Annotated in this window: 15 protein-coding genes; 2 read left to right on the top strand and 13 right to left on the bottom strand. The window is 75.8% G+C overall.

Features of this window, described 5'->3' with window-relative positions; translation table 11 throughout:
- Positions 1 to 41 precede the first annotated feature (41 nt).
- Positions 42 to 1,349, bottom strand: a complete 1,308-nt coding sequence (locus ACZ6W9_RS12065) for a DUF2252 domain-containing protein (RefSeq protein WP_389956059.1) — start codon at positions 1,347 to 1,349, stop codon at positions 42 to 44.
- Positions 1,350 to 1,630: 281 nt separating this feature from the next.
- Here ACZ6W9_RS12065 and ACZ6W9_RS12070 point away from each other — a divergent pair, with 281 nt between their 5' ends.
- Positions 1,631 to 2,365: an SDR family NAD(P)-dependent oxidoreductase gene (locus ACZ6W9_RS12070; RefSeq protein WP_389956057.1), complete on the top strand. Its 735-nt coding sequence runs from the start codon at positions 1,631 to 1,633 to the stop codon at positions 2,363 to 2,365.
- A gap of 69 nt (positions 2,366 to 2,434) precedes the next feature.
- Here ACZ6W9_RS12070 and hpnH read toward each other — a convergent pair whose 3' ends face one another.
- The 7 genes from hpnH to ACZ6W9_RS12105 all read right to left on the bottom strand — a co-directional run bounded on the left by hpnH (position 2,435) and on the right by ACZ6W9_RS12105 (position 10,706).
- Positions 2,435 to 3,439: an adenosyl-hopene transferase HpnH gene (gene hpnH / locus ACZ6W9_RS12075; protein ID WP_389956054.1), complete on the bottom strand. Its 1,005-nt coding sequence runs from the start codon at positions 3,437 to 3,439 to the stop codon at positions 2,435 to 2,437.
- Between the two features lie 5 nt (positions 3,440 to 3,444).
- Positions 3,445 to 4,206, bottom strand: coding sequence for a phosphorylase family protein (locus ACZ6W9_RS12080; RefSeq protein WP_389956051.1), 762 nt, complete (start codon positions 4,204 to 4,206; stop codon positions 3,445 to 3,447).
- Positions 4,203 to 6,440 carry a squalene--hopene cyclase gene (shc, locus tag ACZ6W9_RS12085; protein ID WP_470117653.1) on the bottom strand — a complete coding sequence of 746 codons (2,238 nt, stop codon included), beginning with the start codon at positions 6,438 to 6,440 and terminating at the stop codon, positions 4,203 to 4,205. Before shc ends, ACZ6W9_RS12080 begins: the two co-directional genes overlap by 4 nt.
- Positions 6,437 to 7,912: a hydroxysqualene dehydroxylase HpnE gene (hpnE, locus tag ACZ6W9_RS12090; RefSeq protein ID WP_470117655.1), complete on the bottom strand. Its 1,476-nt coding sequence runs from the start codon at positions 7,910 to 7,912 to the stop codon at positions 6,437 to 6,439. Before hpnE ends, shc begins: the two co-directional genes overlap by 4 nt.
- On the bottom strand, positions 7,909 to 8,796 hold the full coding sequence (locus tag ACZ6W9_RS12095; RefSeq protein WP_389956042.1) for a squalene/phytoene synthase family protein: 888 nt from the start codon (positions 8,794 to 8,796) through the stop codon (positions 7,909 to 7,911). Before ACZ6W9_RS12095 ends, hpnE begins: the two co-directional genes overlap by 4 nt.
- Complete coding sequence (hpnC, locus tag ACZ6W9_RS12100) at positions 8,783 to 9,703, bottom strand: squalene synthase HpnC (protein WP_470117657.1); 921 nt, start codon at positions 9,701 to 9,703, stop codon at positions 8,783 to 8,785. The genes ACZ6W9_RS12095 and hpnC overlap by 14 nt, the downstream gene beginning before the upstream one ends.
- A 103-nt stretch (positions 9,704 to 9,806) precedes the next feature.
- Positions 9,807 to 10,706 (bottom strand): polysaccharide deacetylase family protein, encoded by a 900-nt coding sequence (locus ACZ6W9_RS12105; protein WP_470117659.1) that lies wholly within the window; start codon positions 10,704 to 10,706, stop codon positions 9,807 to 9,809.
- Positions 10,707 to 10,846: 140 nt separating this feature from the next.
- On the opposite strand from ACZ6W9_RS12105, the gene ACZ6W9_RS12110 reads away from it, so the two are divergent.
- Positions 10,847 to 12,064: an MGDG synthase family glycosyltransferase gene (locus tag ACZ6W9_RS12110; protein ID WP_470117661.1), complete on the top strand. Its 1,218-nt coding sequence runs from the start codon at positions 10,847 to 10,849 to the stop codon at positions 12,062 to 12,064.
- 128 nt (positions 12,065 to 12,192) lie between these two features.
- On the opposite strand, the gene ACZ6W9_RS12115 is transcribed toward ACZ6W9_RS12110, so the two are convergent.
- The 5 genes from ACZ6W9_RS12115 to ACZ6W9_RS12135 all read right to left on the bottom strand — a co-directional run bounded on the left by ACZ6W9_RS12115 (position 12,193) and on the right by ACZ6W9_RS12135 (position 19,708).
- On the bottom strand, positions 12,193 to 13,038 hold the full coding sequence (locus ACZ6W9_RS12115; RefSeq protein ID WP_389956032.1) for a DMT family transporter: 846 nt from the start codon (positions 13,036 to 13,038) through the stop codon (positions 12,193 to 12,195).
- Between the two features lie 91 nt (positions 13,039 to 13,129).
- The gene (locus ACZ6W9_RS12120) at positions 13,130 to 14,332 is read right to left on the bottom strand and encodes an FAD-dependent monooxygenase (protein ID WP_389956029.1); all 1,203 of its coding nucleotides are present in this window, start codon (positions 14,330 to 14,332) and stop codon (positions 13,130 to 13,132) included.
- Between the two features lie 222 nt (positions 14,333 to 14,554).
- Complete coding sequence (locus ACZ6W9_RS12125) at positions 14,555 to 18,007, bottom strand: AfsR/SARP family transcriptional regulator (protein WP_470117663.1); 3,453 nt, start codon at positions 18,005 to 18,007, stop codon at positions 14,555 to 14,557.
- 230 nt (positions 18,008 to 18,237) lie between these two features.
- The gene (locus tag ACZ6W9_RS12130) at positions 18,238 to 18,864 is read right to left on the bottom strand and encodes a flavin reductase family protein (RefSeq protein ID WP_362928113.1); all 627 of its coding nucleotides are present in this window, start codon (positions 18,862 to 18,864) and stop codon (positions 18,238 to 18,240) included.
- A gap of 448 nt (positions 18,865 to 19,312) precedes the next feature.
- Positions 19,313 to 19,708 carry a hypothetical protein gene (locus ACZ6W9_RS12135; RefSeq protein ID WP_389956023.1) on the bottom strand — a complete coding sequence of 132 codons (396 nt, stop codon included), beginning with the start codon at positions 19,706 to 19,708 and terminating at the stop codon, positions 19,313 to 19,315.
- Positions 19,709 to 19,765 lie beyond the last annotated feature (57 nt).

Below are 19,765 nucleotides of genomic sequence, written 5' to 3' on the forward strand. Positions count from 1 at the left end.
CGGATTCCGGGCCGCCGACGGGACCGGCCCGGCGGCTCCCGTCAGAGGCCGGGAAGACGGCCGTTGCGGAAGAGGTCCACGAAGAGCTGGTGGTCGGCCCTGGCCCGCGCGCCGTAGGCGTGCGCGAAGCCGGTGAGCATGGCGGTGAAACCGGCGGCGTCGCCGCCGATGACCTCGACGATCGCGTCCTCGGTGGAGAAGTCGACCAGGTCGTGGCTGGACTCGTCGTCGGCCACCGAGTGCATGCGGGCCACCGCCCGGCCCAGGTCCCCGATCACCGAGGCGAGGTCCTCGGGCTCGTTGACGTCGCCCCAGTCGAGGTCGGCGGAGTAGGGGGACACCTCGGCCACGAGCTGGCCCACGCCGTTCAGCGTGGTGTGGCCGAGCCAGGGGTCGGCGTACGCCTGCAGCGCCCGCTGCGACTCGGCCGTACGGTGGCCCTGGTCCCTGAAGTAGCCGCTCACCCGTTCGTCGGCGATGTACCGGGCGACCGCCGGGACCTGCGCCTGCTTCATGTAGAGGATCACATCGTTCTCCAGGGCCTGGGTGTGGCCCTCCAGCAGCATGTTGTACGACGGCAGCCCCGCCGAGCCGATGCCGACGCCCGTGCGGAGCGCGAAGTCCTTGATCCTGTGCTCCACCGGCGAGACCGAGGGCTGCGAGGGCAACGTGGTGAGGTACTCGCGGAAGGCCGCCTCCACCGCCTGCCGGGTCTCCTCGTCGATGGGACGGCGGCCGTCCATCACGGCGAACCTGCGGTCGAAGTCCTCGACCGTGGTCTCGGCGTCCAGCAGCGCCACCCGCGTGTTCAGCCGGGCGAGCTGCAGCACCCGGTGGAGCACGCCGGTGGTGGTCTCCAGGGTCAGCGAGCCGATCGCGTCGTCCCCGCCCACGGAGACGGCGGTCAGCTCGGCCAGGTAGGCGTGGGCGAAACCGGTCACCAGGCCGGTGATCGCCTCGTCCGACAGGGCCTTGGCGTACCCGATGAGCGCGACGCTGGCCGCGAACCGCTTGAGGTCCCAGACGTAGGGGCCGACGTACGCCTCGTCGAAGTCGTTGACGTTGAAGACCAGGACGCCCGAGGCGTTCATGTAGGTCCCGAAGTTCTCGGCGTGCAGGTCGCCGTGGATCCACACCCGCCTCGTCCGCTCGTCGAGGAACGCGTCGTCGGCGAACGCGCCCGTCATGTCCGCGTAGAACAGGGCCGCGCTGCCGCGGTAGAAGGCGAAGGGGGTGGCGGCCATCTTCCGGAACTTGCGCCGGAAGGCGGCGGGGTCGCGTCCCATGGCGTCACCGAACTCGGTGACCAGCACGTCGAGGATGTGGGCCGAGCGCCCATCGTCGGTCATGACCCGCACGCTAGAGGCAACCGGGAAACCCCGTCGAGGCGGGGTGCCGCGATCCGGCCGGAGACCGGGCGGCGGCGGGGCCGGCCGGATCCGGCGTCCTCGTCCCCTCTCGTTCCCGGCGGGCCTCGTCATGCTCGACGTCACGCTCGATGAGCCCCGCCGGACCGGGTGAGGGCCCGGCGCGCATGCGGCGGGCCCGCGCGGGGAACGACGCCGGAGACGCCGGAGACGGCGTCGGAGTCGTTCCGGTCTCCCCCCGGTGACGAGGGGATGGTGTGACCATGAGGATCGCGGGAGCCCGCGTGCTGATCACCGGCGCGTCGTCCGGCATCGGGGCCGCGACCGCGCGGGCCATGGCGGCGGCCGGGGCCCGCCTGGTACTGACCGGCCGCGACCCCGCCAGGCTGGACGCCGTCGCCGCCGGGACCGGCGGGCGGGCGCTGGCCGGCGACCTCGTGACGGACGCCGCGGACCTGGCCCGGCGCGCCGGCCCGGTGGACGTCCTGGTCGCAAACGCCGGCGCCGGGTGGGCCGGGCCGCTGGAGGCGATGCCGGACGACGCCATCGAGCGCCTGGTGGCGGGCAACCTGACCGCCCCCATCCGGCTGACCCGTCTGCTGCTGCCCGCCATGGTGGAACGCGGGCGGGGACACGTCGTCTTCGTCGCGTCGATCGCCGGGGCGGTCGGCGTGCCGGGGGAGGCGGTGTACGCGGCGACCAAGGCCGGCCTCCTCTGCTTCGCCGAGAGCCTCCGGTACGAGCTGCGCGGGGTGGGCGTGTCGGTCGTGCTGCCCGGCGTGGTGGCCACCCCGTTCTTCGAGCGGCGCGGCGCGCCGTACACCCGCCGGTGGCCGGCGCCGATCCCCGCCGAGCGGGTCGCCAGGGCGATCGTCGCGGCCGTCGAGCGCGGCCGTACCGAGTCGTACGTCCCCGGCTGGCTGCGCTTCCCGGCCCGGCTGCGGGGCGCGGCCCCCGGTCCCTTCCGGGTGCTCGCCGGACTGTCCGCGCAGCGGTGACCGCCGCCGGTGAGGCGGTGCGCGCCACCTCCCGTACGGCGACAAGCCCGCTGACGTCCCGGGGCCGGTTCAGGCCTCGCGCAGCGCGCGCAGCGACTCCCGCAGGGAGGACAGCGTGGCGAAGACGGCCGTCGGCTCGTACCCGCAGTGGGCCATGCAGTTGGCGCACCGGGGGTCGCGGCCCCGGCCGTAGGAGTCCCAGTCGGTCTCCTCCACCAGCTCCCGGTAGGTCGCCGCGTAGCCGTCGGACATCAGGTAGCAGGGCCGCTGCCAGCCGAACACCGAGTAGGACGGGATGGCCCACGCCGTGCACGGGAAGTCGGCCCTGCCCTCCAGGAAGTCCAGGAACAGGGGCGTGTGGTTGAACCTCCACCGCCGCCGGTTCCCGCCGGAGAACGCCTTGCGGAACAGCTCCCGCGTCTCCCGCACGCCGAGGAAGCGGTCCTGGTCGGGCGCCCTCTCGTACGCGTAGCCGGGGGAGATCATCATCTGGTCGACCTGAAGCTCGTCGTTGAGGTAGTCGAGCACCTCGATGACGGTCTGCGGGCTGTCGGTGTTGAAGAAGGTGGTGTTCGTGGTGACCCGGAAGCCGCGCCGCCGGCACTCCCGGACCGCGGCGACGGCCGCGTCGAACACCCCCTCCTTGCACACCGACTCGTCGTGACGTTCGCGCAGGCCGTCCAGGTGGACCGTCCAGGCGAAGTACGGCGAGGGCTCGAACTCGTCGATTTTCCGCGGGATCAGCAGCGCGTTGGTGCACAGGAACACGTACTTCTTCCGGGAGACCAGCTCCCTGACGAGTTCCCCGATGCGGGGGTGCATCAGCGGCTCCCCGCCCGCGATCGACACCATGGGCGCGCCGCACTCCTCGGCGGCCGCCACGGCCCGCGCGACGTCCATGCGCTGCTTCAGCACCCCCGCGGGATGCTGGATCTTCCCGCAGCCCGAGCAGGCCAGGTTGCACGCGAACAGCGGTTCCAGCTCCAGCAGGAGCGGGAACCTCCTCCGCCCGCGAAGCCGCTGACCGAGGATGTAGCCGCCGATTCGCAGGCACTGGCGCACTGGCATCGCCATCCGGATCACCCCTCCCTGGATGTCGGAAACGGATGTTCTCCCCGGGGCGCGGAGTCGTCGTCCGCGCCCGGGTCTGTTCCGCGGCCGGCGTCCATGACGTGGCCGGTGTCCCTCACGTGGCCGGCGCCCTCCGTACGGCGGGCGTCCGCGACGCGGCCGGCGCCCGCCGCGTGGCCGGTGCCGGAAGGGCGGCCGGTGCCGGAGGCGTGCGCCGCCCAGCGGGCCAGGGCCGGGCCGATCCGCCGCAGCGTCCGGTACGCCACGACGCCGTACGCGGGGACCGCCCACGGCGACCGGACCCCGGCGGTGTCGGCGATGACACGCAGCGCCGCGAACGGCAGGCCGTTCGCGGCCTCCGCGAGCGGCCAGGTCTCCATGTCGACGGCCAGCGCCCCCCGCCCGGCGAGCAGCCCCCGTCCGGCGCCCGTCACCACGTGGTCGCAGGTCACCAGCGGGCCGGTCCGCACCGGCAGGCCGTACCGGGACAGTTCGGCGGCGAGGAACGACGCCGAGGGGCAGGGCAGCGCCCGCTCCCCGAAGCGGATCTCACTCGCGACCACCACGTCTCCCGCGCGCAGGTCCTCCGTGAGGGCGCCGCCGAAGCCGGCCACGGCCAGCGCGCCCGCGGACGGGAGCCGCGCCGCCGCCCGCCCGGCCCGCTCCGGCCCCATCCCGGTGCGGAGCACCAGCGCGTCCCCGGCCGGCAGGCCGTGCCGTACGGCACGCGCCTCGATCCCCAGGGCGGTGCAGACCAGCAGGGCGATCATGACCGATCCTCCCCGCCGCCCGCGCGCCGATGCCCGCCCACCCCGTCCGGGGAGGGCCCGCCTCCGGCGCCGGTCCGCCGCTCCCGGCGCGCGCCGTCCGGGGAGGGCCCGGCACCCGCGTCCGCGCGCCGCTCCCGCCGCAGGTAGCGGCCGAGCGCGCTGACCGGGAAGACGAGCCGGTAGAGGTGGTAGTTGATGGAGAAGTCGCCGGGGAAGCCGGTCCCGGTGAAGTACGGCTCGTCCCACGTGCCGTCCGGCCGCTGGTGGTCGGCCAGCCACGTCACGCCCCGGTCCACCGCCGGCGAGCGCTCCCCGGCGGCGAGCAGCGCCAGCAGCGCCCACGCCGTCTGCGAGGGCGTGGACGCGCCGCGCCCGATCCAGGACGGGTCGGTGTAGGAACGGAGGTCCTCGCCCCAGCCGCCGTCGGCGTTCTGGTGGCGCTCCAGCCAGGCGACGGCCCGCCGGATCCAGGGGCCGTCCGGCCGCACCCCGGCCGCGACGAGCGCGGGCACCACCGCGCCGGTGCCGTAGACATGGTTGACACCCCAGCGGCCGAACCACGACCCGTCGGCCTCCTGGGCCCGCAGCAGCCACACCACGGCCCGCCGCAGGGCGAGGGAGCCGGGGGCCTCGTGGGCGAGCGCCTCGGCGACGTGGGCGGTGACGTCGGCGGACGGCGGGTCGATGACCTCGCCGAAGTCGCAGAACGGCAGCTTCGTGCACAGCACGCGGGTGTTGTCGGCGTCGAAGGCGCCGTAGCCGCCGTCGCGGGAGGCCATGCCGGTCATCCAGCGCACCGCCCGGTCGACGGCCGGCCGTGCCCCCGGGTGGCGCACCCGGCGCAGGGCGAGGATCACCTCGGCGGTGTCGTCGATGTCGGGGTAGCCGTCGTTGTCGAACTCGAACGCCCACCCGCCGGGCGGCAGGTCCGGCCGCCGCACCGACCAGTCGCCCGGCCCGCGGATCTCCTCGCCGAGCACCCATCCGGCCGCCCGGAGCAGGGCCGGGTGGTCGCCGGGCAGGCCGGCGTCCAGCAGGCCGTTGACCGCGAGGACGGTGTCCCACACCGGGGACTGGCACGCCTCCAGCCTGCGTGTCCCGGCCTCTCTGATCGTGAAGCGGTCGAGTCCCCGCACGCCCCTGCGCATCACCGGGTGGTCGAGGTGGTAGCCCTGGAGGTGAAGGGCCATCAGCGAGTACACCCACGGCGGCTGGATGCCGCCCCACGACCCGTCGGCCTCCTGCCGCGCGACGATCCACTCGGCGGCGCGGCGCAGCGCGGCCCGCCGCAGGCCCGGGACGGGGTGCCGCTCGTACCGGTGCAGGACCCGGTCGAGCGCGGTGAACGCGGCCTCCCACCCGGGACGGGGCCGCCCGCCGGGGTCGCGGCCGGTGCGCAGCTCGGCCAGGCCGAACGGGAGCGGCCGGACCGGCCGGTGGGCGGCCACGACGGTGAGCGGCACGACCGTCTGCCGGGCCCAGCAGGCCCAGTCGTAGACGTTGAGCGGGAACCACGGCGGCAGGAAGATCATCTCAGGGGGGAGCGCCGGAAGCCGCTCCCACGGCCACCGCCCGAACAGCGCCAGCCAGATCCGGGTGAACACCCGGGCCGCCTCGACGCCTCCCGAGTCCCGGACGAAACCGGCCGCGGCCCGCATGTGGGCGGCGTCGGGCGGGTCACCGGCGAGGCGCAGCGCCGTGTACGCCTCCACCGTGGTGGACAGGTCGCCGGGCCCGCCGTGGAAGGTGGCCCACGTCCCGTCGCCGCGCTGCTCGGAGCGGATCCACCGGGCCGCCGCGGCGGTGTCCTCCTCGGTGCGGATGCCGAGGAACTCCCGCAGCAGCAGGTCCTCGGCGTCCATGGTCACGTTGGTCTGCAGCTCGCCCTTCCACCACCCCTCGGGGGACTGCAGGCCCAGCAGGTGCTCGCACGCCGCGTCCAGGGCGAGCGCGGCGCGCCCGGCCGTCCCGGCCGTCCCGGTCGTCCTGGCGGGTCCGGGTGTCCCGGGCGGTGCGACGGTCACGGCGGACGCGGCGATCACCGGGGCGGCGAGGGGCACGGCGGCTCCGGCGGCCGGGACGGCCGGAACGGTCCCGGTGCTACCGGTGCTACCGGCGCTACCGGCGGTCCCGGTGGCCCTGGCGGGTCCGGCGGTGTCGACGGCTCCGGCGGCTCCTGCGGTCCCGGTGGTTCCGGTGGCCTCGCCGGTGTCCCCGGCGGTCTCGGTGGTCATGTCAGGGTCTCCCGGTGGCAGGATGTCCGGGGAGGCCGGGCCGCCCGCCCGCCGAGGCGGTGTCCGGCCAGGCGGGCCGCGCAGAGCCCGCTGCGCACGGCGGCCTCCATGGTGTCGGGCCAGCCCGTGTCGGTCCACGCGCCGGCGAGGAAGACCCCGGGCCACCGGGTGGCGGCTCCGGGACGCAGCGCGCCGCTGCCGGGACGCTGGCGGAAGGTGGCGCGCCGCTCCCTGGTGACGAAGAAGTCGACGATCTCGGCCCGCCGGGCGGCGGGGAAGATCCGTTCCAGCGCGGGCTCGAACACGGCCCGCAGCAGCGCCGTGGGCGTGTCGATCCAGCGGTCCGCCGCCGACACCGACACGGCGAGATACTGGCCGCGTTCCAGCCCCGCCACCCGCGACCGGTCGAAGACCCACTGCACGGGGGAGCCCACGACCGCCGCGAACGGCGCCTCGGTGACCCGCCGGTCGTAGACGACGTGCACGTTGACGATCGGGCTCGCGTCCAGGCCGCTCCAGCGCCGGGCGCCGGGCACGGCCTCCTCGGGGAGCAGCGCCGCGGCCTGCTCGTGCGGCGTGGCCACGATGACGGCGGACGCCTCGACCCGGCCGCCGTTCACGGTGACCGCCGGACCCGGCCCGACGGCGGTGACCTTCGACGACAGGTGCACCGTGCCGCCGAGCCGCTCGACGGCGGCCCGCGCCGCGGCGCCGTGCAACTCGCCCAGCGGTACGGCGGGCAGCCCGATGTCGGCCGCGTCCGCCCGGCCGAACAGCGCCGTCCTGAAGACCATCGCGGCCGGCCCCAGGGCCACGTCCTCGACGGCGGCGTTCAGCGCCGCCATCGCGAACAGCTCCCACAGCGCCCGCCGCGCGGCGTCGCTCTGCCCGTGGGCGGCCAGCCAGCTCCCGAGGTCGGTCCGGTCCATCGCGGGGTCGGCCGGGTCGAGCCGGCGCAGGGCCAGCGAGGCCCGCATCGCGCGCAGCCGGTCGGCCGGTCCCAGCAACCGGTACCGCGCCAGCGCGGGCAGCAGGTGGAACGGCCCCGGCAGGGCCGCGCGCCGCAGCCGCCCGGACCGCCCCCAGGGGGTGAGCACCGGCACGTCGAACCGGTCCTGCAGGTGCACCAGCCCGGCGCCGCCGAGCCGCTCGAGCAGACCCCGGTAGGCCGTGCAGCAGCGCAGGAACACGTGCTGGCCGTTGTCGACCGTCAGATCGCCGCGGGTGAAGGAGCAGGTCGCGCCGCCCAGCCTCGGCCGGGACTCGAACAGGGTCACGCGGTGGCCGGCCTCCCCGAGCGCGACGGCGGCGGCGATGCCCGCCAGGCCGCCGCCGACGACCACGACGGGGGCGCCGCCGCTCACCGGACCGCTCGCCGCCGGAGGGCCCCACGCCGGGCCGTCCGGGGCGTCTCCTTCGGGACCGCCCGTGCCGTTTCCGGCGGGACCGCCGGGCGCCGTACCGCCGCTCACCGGACCGTCCCCGCGAGCGCGCCCGCCGCGACCATCGCCTTCCGCCAGGGAGGCAGTGACAGCCGCGCGGCCAGCGCCCCGGCGGGGTCCGCCGCGATCCGGCCGAGCAGGCACCGGTAGATGCCGGCCATCGCCGCCGTGCACGCCGCGCTGCGCCCGTCCAGTACGGCCAGCAGGCGCATGCCCTCGGCGAACCAGGAGCGGGCCCGGTCGGCCTCGAAGCGCACCAGCGCGGCGAGCCGGTCCGGCGGGTCGGTGAGTCCGCCGGAGGAGTCGACGTCCAGGGTGCACCCGAACCGGTCGAGGTCCTCGGCGGGAAGATAGATCCGCCCGGCCAGCCGGTCCTCGCGCACGTCCCTGAGGATGTTCGTGATCTGCAGCGCCACCCCCAGCGCGTCGGCCAGCGGCTCGGCCTCACGGAGGTCCCGGCCGTCCTGGACGCCGAAGACGCCGAGCGACAGCCGCCCGATCGACCCGGCGACGCACCGGCAGTACGTCAGCAGTTCCTCGAACCGCGCGTAGCGCGTCCCCCGCACGTCCGCGGCGCACCCGTCGATCAGCTCCCCGAAAGCCCGCAGGGGGATGGGGTGGTGCAGCGAGGCGTGGCGCAGCGCGACCAGGACCGGGTCCTCGGGACCGGGCGGAGGCCAGCCGGACGCGGAGCGCACCGCGTCCAGGGCCGACCGCGCCTCCCGCAGCCGCGCGAGACGACGCCCGGCCGGCTCGTCCCCGTCGGCGATGTCGTCGATCCGGCGGGCGAACGCGTAGACGGCGCTGAGCGCGTGACGCTTGGGCGGCGGCAGCAGCCGCATGCCGTAGAGGAAGTTGCGCGCCTCCCGGCCGACGACCCGCTCGCAGTGCCGGTAGGCGTCAGGGACGTCCACGGCCGTTCCCCCCTCGCATGCCTCGTGCCAGGATGCCCGTCCACGCCGAGAGGATCCGGACGCGGCGCGGGCGCACCGCCCGCCCGACGACGTCGTGACCGGCCCGTCTCAGCGCCGCGACGGTGGCCCTGCCGCCCGCGACGTAGCCCGCCACGGCGACGCGGGCGGCGCCTCCCACCGAGGCGACGAGCGGCTCCCCCTCGTCGAGCAGCCGTTCGGCCCGCGTCGTCTGGAGGGCGACGACGCCGCGCAGCCTCGGCGGGGTGGTCTCCCCGGCGAGGTCGTGCTCGGCGCAGCCGAAGCGGCGCAGGTCCTCCTCCGGGAGGTAGACGCGGCCCCGCGCGTGGTCCTCGCCCACGTCCTGGCAGTGCTCGACGATCTGCAGCGCCGTGCAGACGCGGTCGGACAGGGCCATCCGGCCTGCGGTCGCCAGGCCGAAGACGTGCAGCACGATGTGGCCGACGGGGTTCGCCGACAGTTCGCAGTAGGCCAGCAGGTCCTTGAACGTGCCGTACCGGCCGACGGTCTGGTCGCGCCGGTTGGCCTCGACCAGCCGGTGGAACGGTTCGGCCGGGACGGCGCGGGCCTCGACGAGCGGCGCCAGGGCGCGGACGACCGGCAGGCGGGGGAGCCGTCCGGCGTACAGGAGGCCGAGGTCGGCGTCGACCTCGTCGAGCAGCCGCAGCGGGTCGCGGACGCGGCCCTCGTCACCGGCGTCGTCAACGAACCGCGCGAAGCCGTACACCGAGAGGAGGTGGCGGCGGATATCGCGCGGCAGTACCAGCGCGGCCACCGGGAAATTCTCCCCGTGCGTTTTGGGCGTGATGCCCGCCGCATCGCCCTCCCCCGAATGCATGAACAGAGGATGTCCCCCGTCGTGCAGGGCAAACATGGGCTTTCGGGCCATTGATGTTTACCGGAAATGAGGTGGGAGAGCGTTTGATGTTTTGCCCTTACCTAGTCATTGGAAAGCGCAGGGCTTTTCCTTCGGAGTGATAGTTGGTGGATTGTCATGAAAGTCGTTCCAGGAAGTCCGGGGTGTTTTCCGCGTCCGCGCCGTCCGTGTCGCCGGCGTGAACCGCGTCTCCCGGCACGGTGGTCTCGGAGGCGTCATGGAGGACCGGACGGCGGCGGCCGGCGCCGCCGGAACCGCTGACGCCGTGGTCCCTCAGCGGCCCGACCCGCAGCCCCGCGGAACGGCAGCGTCCCACCAGCTCCGGCAGGGCGCCGAGCCCCGAGTGCCAGGAGCCGGGGGCGGAGGTGCGGTCGGAGTCGTGCAGCAGGAGCGTGGCCCCGCCGCGCAGGCCGGGGGCCAGGGCCGCCAGCACGGAGGACGGCGTCGCCGACCGGGTCCAGTCGCGGCCCCAGGCGGTCCACAGCACGGGGTGCAGGCCCAGCGCCCGCGCGGCGACCAGGGCCTCGGCGCTGAGCACGCCGTAGGGCGGCCGGTACCAGGCGGGGCGGACGCCGGTGACGTCCGCCACCAGCCGGGCCGTCCTGCCGATCCCGGCCGCGGTCCGGCCCGGCGGGGTGACGAGGGCGTTGCCGTGGTGCCAGCCGTGCACCGCGATCTCGTGGCCGTCGGCGGCGACGCGCCGGCCCAGCCCGGGATGGCGTTCGAGCATCTCGCCGAGCACGAAGAAGGTGGCCCGGCAGCCGAGCCGCGCCAGCTCGTCGAGGAAACGCGGGGTGGAGTGCGGGTCGGGCCCGTCGTCGAAGGTCAGGGCGACGTGGCCGGGCGTCCCCACCCCGGCCAGCCCCGGCAGCAGACGCCGTACGGCGGGCAGCCAGGTCGCCGCCGGTCCCACGTGGAGCAGTGCCAGGCCCGCGACCGCCAGCGCGGCCCGGCCCGGCGCTTCGGGCACACGCGAGGCCGGCGTGGCACGGCCCGCCTTACCCAAGCCCGTCATCCCCGAGCCCGCCTTCCCGAGACCCGTCTTCCTGAGGCCCGTCCTCCCCGAGCCCGTCTTCCCGCGACCCGGTTCGCCGGAGCCGGCCGGGAGCGGCGCGGAACGTCTCACCCCTCCGAGTCTGCGCGAGAGGAGGCGCGATGCCAACGCGGCGCACGGTGCTGATCCTCAGCGCCGGCATGGGCGCCGGGCACGACGCGGTCGCCGCCGAGCTGGCCAGGAGGCTGGAAGCCGGGGGCGTCGCCGCCGAGGTGGCCGACGTGCTGGAACTGCTGCCGCTGCGGCTGGGGGAGGGGATGCGCCGCTGGTACGGCTGGATGATGCGCTCGGCCCCCTGGATGTACGCGCTGATCTACCGGGTCTTCTTCGCGCCCGGCCGGAGGCCCGCACGGAACGGGACACCCGTGGCGGGCGGGGTGTCCGTACGGAACGGGACGGTCCCGGTGTCGCCGCTGACGCTCCTGGCCGCGGCCGGGCTGCGCCGGCTGGTACGCCGCAGGCCGCCGTCCGAGGTCGTCTCGACCTTCCACCTGGCCGCGCAGGCGGCCGGTCACCTGCGGAGGCGCGGCCTCCTGCGGGCGCCCAGCACGGTCCTGCTGACCGACTTCGCGGTGCACCGCCTCTGGCTGCATCCGGGCAACGACCGCTACCTGTGCCCGGATCCGGCGACCGCGCGCGCCGTACGGGCCGCGACCGGGCGCCCGGCCGCCTGCCACGCCCCCGTGGTGCGCCCGGAGTTCCACCGCCCCGGCGCCGGCCCGTATTCCGGCTCGGGCCCTGACGCCGGCTCCGCTCCGGACACCGGTTCCGGCCCCGGCCCCGGCCCCGGTCCCGGTACGGTGCGGCTCCCGCCGGGCGTGCCGGCGGGGGAGCGGCTGGTCCTCGTCTCGGCGGGCTCGTGGGGCGTGGGGGAGGTCGAGGAGACGGCCCGCGTCCTGGCGGGTTCGGGACGGTACGTGCCCGTCGTGCTGTGCGGGCGCAACCGGGAGCTGCGCCGCCGCCTGGCGCGCACCGGGATCGCCCTCGGCTGGTGCGACGACATGCCGGGGCTGATGGCCGCCGCCTACGCGCTGGTGGACAACGCGGCGGGCCTGACGTGCCGGGAGGCGATGGCGGCGGGGGTGCCGGTCGTCTCCTGCCGGCCGATCCCCGGCCACGGCAGGGACGGCGTCCTGGCCATGGCGAGGGCCGGGCTGAGCGTGCACGTCCCCGGCCCTGGGGAGCTGCCGGTCGCGCTGGACCGGCTGGCGTCCGACGGGGAACGCGACCGCCGGGTGGTCCGGGCGGCGGCGCTGTTCGCCGCGCCGTCCGCCGAGTCGTTCTTCGGCCTCGCGGACCCCCTCGGCCCGGGACGCTGACCGGCGCGCCGCCCTGGGGAGCGCGCGTCCGGCTCGGTCCCGGAGAACCGGTGTCCGGTGACCGGCCGCGGCCGTCGTTCACCGGCCGTCGTTCACCGATGCCGGAGGGCCGGTCGCCGGCGTACGGCTCAGCCCTGGATGAACCGGGAACGGGCCAGCCGTACGGTGCCGTAGAGGATCAGTCCCAGACCGGCCAGCTCCGCCACGACCCACGGGCCCAGCCGGATCGCCTCGTCGAACAGCGCGACGCCGTACACGATGCTGATCACGGGATCGACGACGCTGAGCGCGGGCTGCACGACCACCAGGGTTCCGCTGCGCAGCGCCTGCTGCAGGAGCACCACGCTGACCAGGCCGGCCCCGGCCATGGCGTACGGCGGCCAGGTGGTCAGCACCCCCGCCCCCTCCCTGGAGAAGACGTGGGTGCTCTCCTTCATCAGCGTGGCGGTGAAGGCGAACCCCAGCGCGGAGGCCGTGCCGAGCAGGGCCGCGCGGAGCCGCCCGCGGGAGACCCTCGCCGCCGCGAGGAGGGCCCCCGTCGTGAGGACCGTCGCCACCACGGTGACCAGCCAGTCGGCCGGGTCGGGATACCTCAGGCCGGGCGACGGGGCCGCGGCCGCCAGCAGGAGGGCGAGCCCCCCGGTCAGGGAGCCGATGGCCAGCCATGTCCCCAGGTCCGGCCTCATGTCGAAGACCTTCGCCGCGAGGGCGATCGTGAAGGGCAGTTCGGTGATGAGGAGGGGCTGCACGAGTGTGAGACCGCCGTTGTCCAGCGCGGAGGCCTGGAAGAGGAAGCCTCCGATGAGCGCGCCGATGCCGCCCAGCCACACCGGGGTCCGCACCAGTCTCCAGGCCAGCGCCAGGCCGGACACCCCGTTCTCCGGGAGGGCGCGCGCCGCCTGCCGCTGCAGCACCGACGCGGCGGCGTTGCACGCGGCGGCGCACAGGGCCAGGACGACCGCGATCACCGGCATCCCGCGCTCCGGCCTCCGGCCGCGCGGCGACCGGGACCACCGGGCTGCGCCGTTCGTTCCATGATGATTTGGTACCCAGGGTGATGCTTGGTCACAGAAAGTAGTTCTTCAGGGTGATCGCCTCGGCCGTCCTGCGGGCGCCCCTGGCGATCATCCCCTTCCACGGCACGTACGGCAGCAGCCGGTAGTTCTGGCTCATGAACCAGGCGACGAAGCGGTTCTCCGGGACCATCGCCTTCGCGGTCCCCTCGGCCCCCTTCTGGCAGCCGTCGGCGTAGCCGCGCATCTCCTCCTCGTAGCGGGCGAACGCCGTACGGTGGTCGCCGCCGGCCGCCGCCAGCTCCCCGGCCAGGACGTACGCCCCGACCATGGCCAGGCCGGTGCCCATGCCCGACAGCGGCGAGGGGCAGGCGGCGGCGTCGCCGAGCAGCACGGCCCGGCCCCGCGACCAGCGGTCCATCCGGACCTGGCTGATGGAGTCGAAGTAGAAGTCGGGCGCGTCCCACATCGCCTCCAGCAGCCGCGGGGTCTCCCAGCCGACCCCGGCGAACGTCTCGGCGAGGATCTTCTTCTGCTGCCCGGTGTCGTGGCGGTCATAGGGCGCTTCCGGCGAGCCGAAGTAGAACATGGCCTTGGCCTCGGTGTTGTTCCGGGCGCTGTAGAGGCCGACGAGCCTGCCGGGGGTGTTGTACATGTGCCCGGTGCGGTCGAGACCGAGGAAGTTCCCGGTGGTGAAGACCGCGCAGTGCAGCCCCAGGTCCTTCACGTACCGCGCCTCCGGGCCGAAGACCAGCGAGCGGACCGTCGAGTGCAGGCCGTCGGCGCCCACGACCAGGTCGAACCTGCGGGGCGCGCCCCGCTCGAAGGTGACCTCGACGCCGTGGTCGTCCTCGGTCATGGAGGCGATGGAGTCGCCGAAGACGTACTCGACGTCGCCGGCGGTGGCCTCGTACAGGATGCGGGCCAGGTCTCCGCGGAGGATCTCGATGTCGCCGCTGAAGAGGTCGGCGGGCATGGAGACCAGCTTCTTCCCGGACTCGTCGACGTGCCACATCGCGCCCATGCCCGTCCGGGCGCGCTGGACGTCGTCCAGGATGCCCATCCGCTCAAGGACGGTCAGGTGGGCCCGGCCGCGGAAGTCGACCGCGTAGCCGCCGTCGCGCGGCGCGGGCGCCCGCTCCACCACGGTGGGGGTGAAGCCGTGGCGGCGCAGCCAGTAGGCGAGCGCGGGGCCGGCGACGCTCGCGCCGGAGATCAGGACGTTCTTGTTCTTGAGCCGCGAAGTGGTGTTCATGACGGCAAGCCTGTCCGGGGGCGCTCACCGCGCCCTCACCTCCGCCTCACCGCCTCCCGCCGCGCCTCACCGGCCGCTCACCGGGGCTCCCGCAGACTCACAGCGCCCGCCGCCGGTCCTCACCCGTCACCCGTCGATGCCCGTCGTCCGCCCGCCGTTCCGGCGCGTCCCGCGCTCCCGGCCCTCAGCCCCGGCCCTCGGTCTCAGTCCCGGCCCTCGGTCTCAGTCCTCGGAAGCGGAGCCGAGGACCGGCGAGGAGCGGATGACGTGCTCGGAGACCCCGGCCAGGCGCAGCGCCTCGTCCGGAGCCAGCCGCAGCCCCTCGCGGTGGGCCGCCTCGTACGCCCGCTCGCCCAGCGCGTCCCGCGCGGCGGCCGCCGTCCCGGCCGCGTCCGGGTCCCCGTCGGCCGTGACGCCGCGCAGCGCGGCGGCCGCGCCGAGCAGCCGGGCCGCCGCGGCGGCGTCACCCTCGGCCAGCGCGGCCCCGGCGAGGCACTCCACCGCCCGCGCGCCGTCGGGAATCGGCCCCGCGCTCACCGCCAGCTCGACGGCCTGCCGGTACCGCGCCCGCGCCTCGGCGATCCGGCCGAGGCCCTCCTCGACCCGGCCGAGCCCGACGAGCGTGCCCACGCGGTTGCTCAGGCTCCTGACCCAGTGCGGGTCGAAGCGCTCCAGCGCCTCCTCGTACAGCCTCCGCGCTCCGGCCGGGTCCCCCTCCAGCCGGGCGATGTCGCCGAGACCGCGCAGCGCGGCGGCCAGGCAGGTGGGGCTGCCCGCGCGGCGGGCCAGTTCGGCGGCCCGCGCGTAGTCGGCGCGCGCGCCGTCGAGTCCGCCGTCCGGCGGGCCCTGGGCCGCCCGCCCCTCCGCGGAGCGGTGACCGCCGGACCCGGGGACGGGGACGGGGACGGACTCGGATCCGGCGGAGCGGGCCAGGCGGACCCGGTGGTCGCCCCGGTTGCACAGGAGGTCCGAGGCGTCCTCGTCCGCTCCCAGCTCCTCGGTGAGGGCCAGCGCCTCGTCGGTCAGCGCGATCGCCCGCACCGGGTCGTCGCACCACCCGGCCAGTCCCGCCAGCGCGTCCAGGGCCAGTGCCCTGCCCCAGCGGTCGCCGAGCGCCCGGAAGGCGTCGGCGGCAGCGGTGAAGTCCCGCTCGGCCTGGGCGAAGTCACCGGTCACCATCTGCGGGTAGCCCCAGACCAGGCGGGAGGCCGCCCGCTCCCAGGGGTCGGGGGCGGTCCGCCCACGGCCGATCACGGTGAGGGCGGCCTCCACGTCCTCGCCGGACCCGCCGCTGTTGAGCATCGGCCACAGGAACGCGACGAGCGGGTTGCGCCGCGGCCGGTCCGGACGCAGGACGATCGCCTCCGCGGCTCTTCGGTGACGCTCCCACGCATCCCTGCCGGCCTCGCCGGCGGCGGCGGTGAGCGCGCACATGACGTAGTCGTCCCCGAACGCCGGGTCGGGGTCGGGTCCGATCGCCTCCAGCAGCGCGACGGCCTGCGCCGTCATCAAGGAACGCATGCCGCGCATCCATAAATATCCGGACATGGCCCCTAGGAGGCCCAGGCCGGTCCCGATCTCCCCGGCCTCGACGGCCCAGCGCAGCGCCGCGTGGAGGTTCTCGTGCTCGGCGATGAGGACCTCCATCCGGCGGAGCTGCCCGGCGCGCAGCAGGCCGGGCGCGGTGTCCCTGACCAGGTCCAGGAAGTGGCCGGCGTGCGCCCGCCGTACGGCCCCGGCCTCCCCGGCCTCCTCCAGCCGCTCGGCGCAGTAGGCGCGGATCGTCTCCAGCATGCGGTAGCGCCCGCCGCCGGACTCCAGAAGGGACTTGTCGGCCAGCGAGTCGAGCACGTCCTCGGCGTCCTCGATCCCGCAGACGCGCCCGGCGGCGCGGGCGGTCGCGCCGCCGGAGAAGACCGTCAGCCGCCTGGCCGCGACCCGCTCCTCCTCGCTCAGAAGGTCCCAGCTCCACTCCACGACCGCGCGCAGCGTCCGGTGCCTGGCGTCGGCCGTGCGGCTGCCGCGTGTCAGCAGGCGGAACCGGTCGTCCAGGCGGACGGCGATCTCCGTCACGTCGTGGGTGCGGGTCCTCGCCGCGGCCAGCTCGATCGCCAGGGGCAGGCCGTCGAGCGCCGCGCAGACGTGCCGCACGGCCTCCGCCTCCGCCCCGGCCCCGATCCCGCTTCCGGTCCCGGTCGCAGTCCCGGCTCCGGCTCCGGCTCCGGTCCCGGCCTCGCTCCCGGTCTCGTTCCGGGCGAAGCCGGGCCGTACGGCCGCGGCCCGGTCGACGAACAGGCGCGCGGCCTCCTCCGGCGCCAGCGGGCGGACCGGCCACAGGTGCTCGCCGGTGATGCCGAGCGGTTCGCGGCTGGTGGCCAGGACGCGCAACCCGGGGCAGGCGGCCAGCAGACGCCCGGCCAGCTCGGCGACGGCCGCGACGACGTGCTCGCAGTTGTCGAGGACCAGCAGCGGCGGCCGATCGGCCAGCGCCGCGGCCAGCCGGGACAGGGGGGTCGCCCCGGCCGGTACGGAGAGCAGCCCGCCCTCGCGCAGTCCGAGCGCGCCGAGCAGAGCCCGCGGCAGCTCCGCGCCTTCACGCAACGGCGCCAGCTCGACGAAGCAGACGCCGGACCGGCCGCTCACCGCCTCGACCGCGAGGCGGGTCTTGCCCGCGCCGCCGGGACCGAGCAGGGTGACCAGACGCGCGGAGTCCAGCAGCCGGGTCACCTCGGCGAGGTCTCCGGCGCGGCCGACGAAGCTCGTCAGCTGCGCGGGCGGCGCGGGCAGGACGGGGCCGGGCGCGGCGGGCGGGCCGGGCACAGGACCGGATGCGGCGGGCGCGGGCGGCCCCGGCACGGCGGGGGCGGACGGCTCCGGTGCGGTGGACGCGGGCGGGCCGGGCGTGGGCGCGGTGGGTGTGGACGGCCCGGGGGCGGCGGGCGTCTCGCCCCGGAGGATGGACCGGTGGATCGCGGACAGCCCGGCGGAGGGGTCGGCGCCGAGTTCGTCGGCCAGCAGCCGCCGGGTCTCCTCGAAGGCCACGAGCGCCTCGGCCTGCCTGCCGTCGGCCGCGAGGGCGCGCATGAGCAGGCCGCGCAGCCGTTCCCGCAGGGGATGCCGGTCCGCCAGCTCCCGCAGCTCCGGTACGGCGGAGTGGTGCCCGCCCAGGCGCAGGTCCGCCTCGATCCGATCCTCCAGCGCGCCCAGCCTGCGCTCCTCCAACCGCGTGACCAGCGCCTGGACGGACCCGGCCGAGGCGGCGTCGGCCAGCGCCGGGCCCCGCCACAGGTCCGTGGCCTCGCGCAGCAGCGCGGCGGCCCGCGCCGGGTCCCCGGTCGCGAGCGCCCGCCGTCCCTCTTCGGCCAGCCGCTCGAAACGGTGCGCGTCCACGTCGCCGGGGCCGGCCGCGAGCCGGTAGCCCGGCGGGGCCGCCTCGATCACCGCGCCGGGACCCAGGACCCCGCGCAGCCGGGAGATCTGCGACTGCAGGGCGTGCCCGGCGCCGTCCGGCGGCCGCTCGCCGTACAGGTCGTCGATGAGGCGGTCGGCCGCCACCGCCTCTCCGGGCCGGGCCAGCAGCAGGGTCAGCAGCGCCCGCCTGGCGGGCCCACCGAGGTTCACCTCGGTCTCGTCGTCCCGCCACGCCCGCGTGGTCCCCAGAATCCCGAATCGCACCCGGCAATTGTCCCCGTCCTCCGCGGATGCCGGGAGCGGTGGCGGACATCGGGGCGCGGAGGCCGGGGTGGAGGGGCGCCGGCGGAGGGCCGTCCGGAGTGGAGGACGTCGGCGGAAGGGCGTCCGGGGTGAGGGTGCCCGGAATGGAGGAGCGCCGGCGGAGAGGTGTCCGGGGTGGGGACGGCGGCGGAAGGGCGTCAGGGGCCGGAGGTGTCCGGGGTGGAGGGGCGTCAGGGGCGGAGCTCGCCGTAGCGGCCCCGGAAGAACACCAGCGGCCCGCCGCTCGCGTGGACGTCCAGGTCGCGCACCCGGCAGACCACGATCATGTGGTCTCCGGCGGGATACTCGACCTCGACCGAGCAGTCGATCCAGGCCAGTGCCCCGTCGAGCACCGGGTTGCCCGCGGGGGAGGGGGTCCAGTCCAGGCCGGCGAACTTGTCCCCGCCGCTGGCCGCCAGGGCGTCGCAGACCGGCCCCTGGTGCTCGGCGAGCACGTTGACCGTCAGGACGTCGGCGGCCCGCAGGTGCGGCCAGCTCGTGCTGGTCCTGCCCACGCAGAAGGCCACCAGCGGGGGTTCGAGGGAGACGGAGGTGAAGGAGCCGACGGCCAGGCCGTGCGGGCGGCCGCCGGGGGCGAGCGCGGTGACGGCGACCACGCCGGTGGCGAAGTGACCCAGCACCGAGCGGAACCGCCGTTCGTCGACGTCCCGCGGACGGCTTCCCGCCCCTCCGGCCGTTCGCGGGCCGCCGTGCGTCTCCGGGCCGCCGGGCGCGCCCCACCGGCCGGGCGTCCCGCCGGGTGCGTCGCGGGACGTGTCCCGGTCGCCTGGCGGGTCCTGGGGAAGGCCGCTGTGCATGCTGACTCCGTCGAGGCCGGCCCCGCGTCCCTCGGGGGCGGCGCGTGGGCGGCGGCCCGGCTCCGGTGCCCGGGTCGCGTAGGAGCCCATGTTCGCATCCGCGGCCCCGGACGCGCGCCGGGCCCCCCGGGCTCGCCTGGTCCTCCGGATCTCCGCCATGGACGGCGGGGCGGACGGCGGCATGACCGGGCCGGGACCGTCCGCGGCGCGGGGACCCGTGCCGCGGACGCCTTCACCGGGTGTGTCCGCGGGGACGCCCGGAGCGGGGGACGCCGACGCCGGGACACCCGTGACCGGGGACACCGGGGTAGGGGGGCGCGGGACGGAAGGAGGCGCGGCGAGGGGTGTGGGATGCGCGTCCTGGCGGGCGTGGGGGACCCGCCAGGACGCGCCCCGTTCCGGCGCGCCGTCCCGAGGACCCCGGCGAGGGTTGGGGTCCTCGGGCCGTTCACTCGCGCACGGAGTAGGCGACGGGAGAGGCGGGGGCGCGAAAGCCCGTCCTCTCCCGGACGGGGGCGGCGGACGCGGGTCTCCGGTAGTGCAGGGAGATGACGCGGGCCGCCCCCGCGGGATCGTCGGCGGGGTGGCAGGTCTCGCGGCCTTCCTCGTCCCAGACGAAGAGCCCGCTTCTGCACCAGACGGTCAGGTCTGCCTGGACCGAAAGGACCGACATCCCGTTCCCGTTGCTCTGGTAGGTGTGGGTGAACCCCTGGCGATGCAGCGCGTAGCGCAGTGAACGCGTTGCCTCGCGGGGTTCGCGCCAGGGCACATATGGCGCGTCCGCGGGGACCGGCAACACCCGGACCTTCACCCCCTCGCCGACCTTTCGATGGATTTGTACCAACGATTGGATGATGCGGGTTGCGGGAGGTTGGGTCAAGGGCCGGTTTCCCGCTAGAAC

It is taken from the genome of Streptosporangium sp. NPDC053982, from assembly GCF_055585205.1.

Bases quoted from the DNA above. Each gene is read 5' to 3' on its own strand.
- hpnC (WP_470117657.1), bottom strand. From the start codon at position 9,703: ATGGCCCGAAAGCCCATGTTTGCCCTGCACGACGGGGGACATCCTCTG.
- ACZ6W9_RS12065 (WP_389956059.1), bottom strand. From the start codon at position 1,349: ATGACCGACGATGGGCGCTCGGCCCACATCCTCGACGTGCTGGTCACC.
- shc (WP_470117653.1), bottom strand. From the start codon at position 6,440: ATGACCACCGAGACCGCCGGGGACACCGGCGAGGCCACCGGAACCACC.
- ACZ6W9_RS12070 (WP_389956057.1), top strand. From the start codon at position 1,631: ATGAGGATCGCGGGAGCCCGCGTGCTGATCACCGGCGCGTCGTCCGGC.
- ACZ6W9_RS12115 (WP_389956032.1), bottom strand. From the start codon at position 13,038: ATGCCGGTGATCGCGGTCGTCCTGGCCCTGTGCGCCGCCGCGTGCAAC.
- ACZ6W9_RS12120 (WP_389956029.1), bottom strand. From the start codon at position 14,332: ATGAACACCACTTCGCGGCTCAAGAACAAGAACGTCCTGATCTCCGGC.
- ACZ6W9_RS12130 (WP_362928113.1), bottom strand. From the start codon at position 18,864: ATGCACAGCGGCCTTCCCCAGGACCCGCCAGGCGACCGGGACACGTCC.
- ACZ6W9_RS12080 (WP_389956051.1), bottom strand. From the start codon at position 4,206: ATGATCGCCCTGCTGGTCTGCACCGCCCTGGGGATCGAGGCGCGTGCC.
- ACZ6W9_RS12110 (WP_470117661.1), top strand. From the start codon at position 10,847: ATGCCAACGCGGCGCACGGTGCTGATCCTCAGCGCCGGCATGGGCGCC.
- ACZ6W9_RS12105 (WP_470117659.1), bottom strand. From the start codon at position 10,706: ATGACGGGCTTGGGTAAGGCGGGCCGTGCCACGCCGGCCTCGCGTGTG.
- hpnH (WP_389956054.1), bottom strand. From the start codon at position 3,439: ATGGCGATGCCAGTGCGCCAGTGCCTGCGAATCGGCGGCTACATCCTC.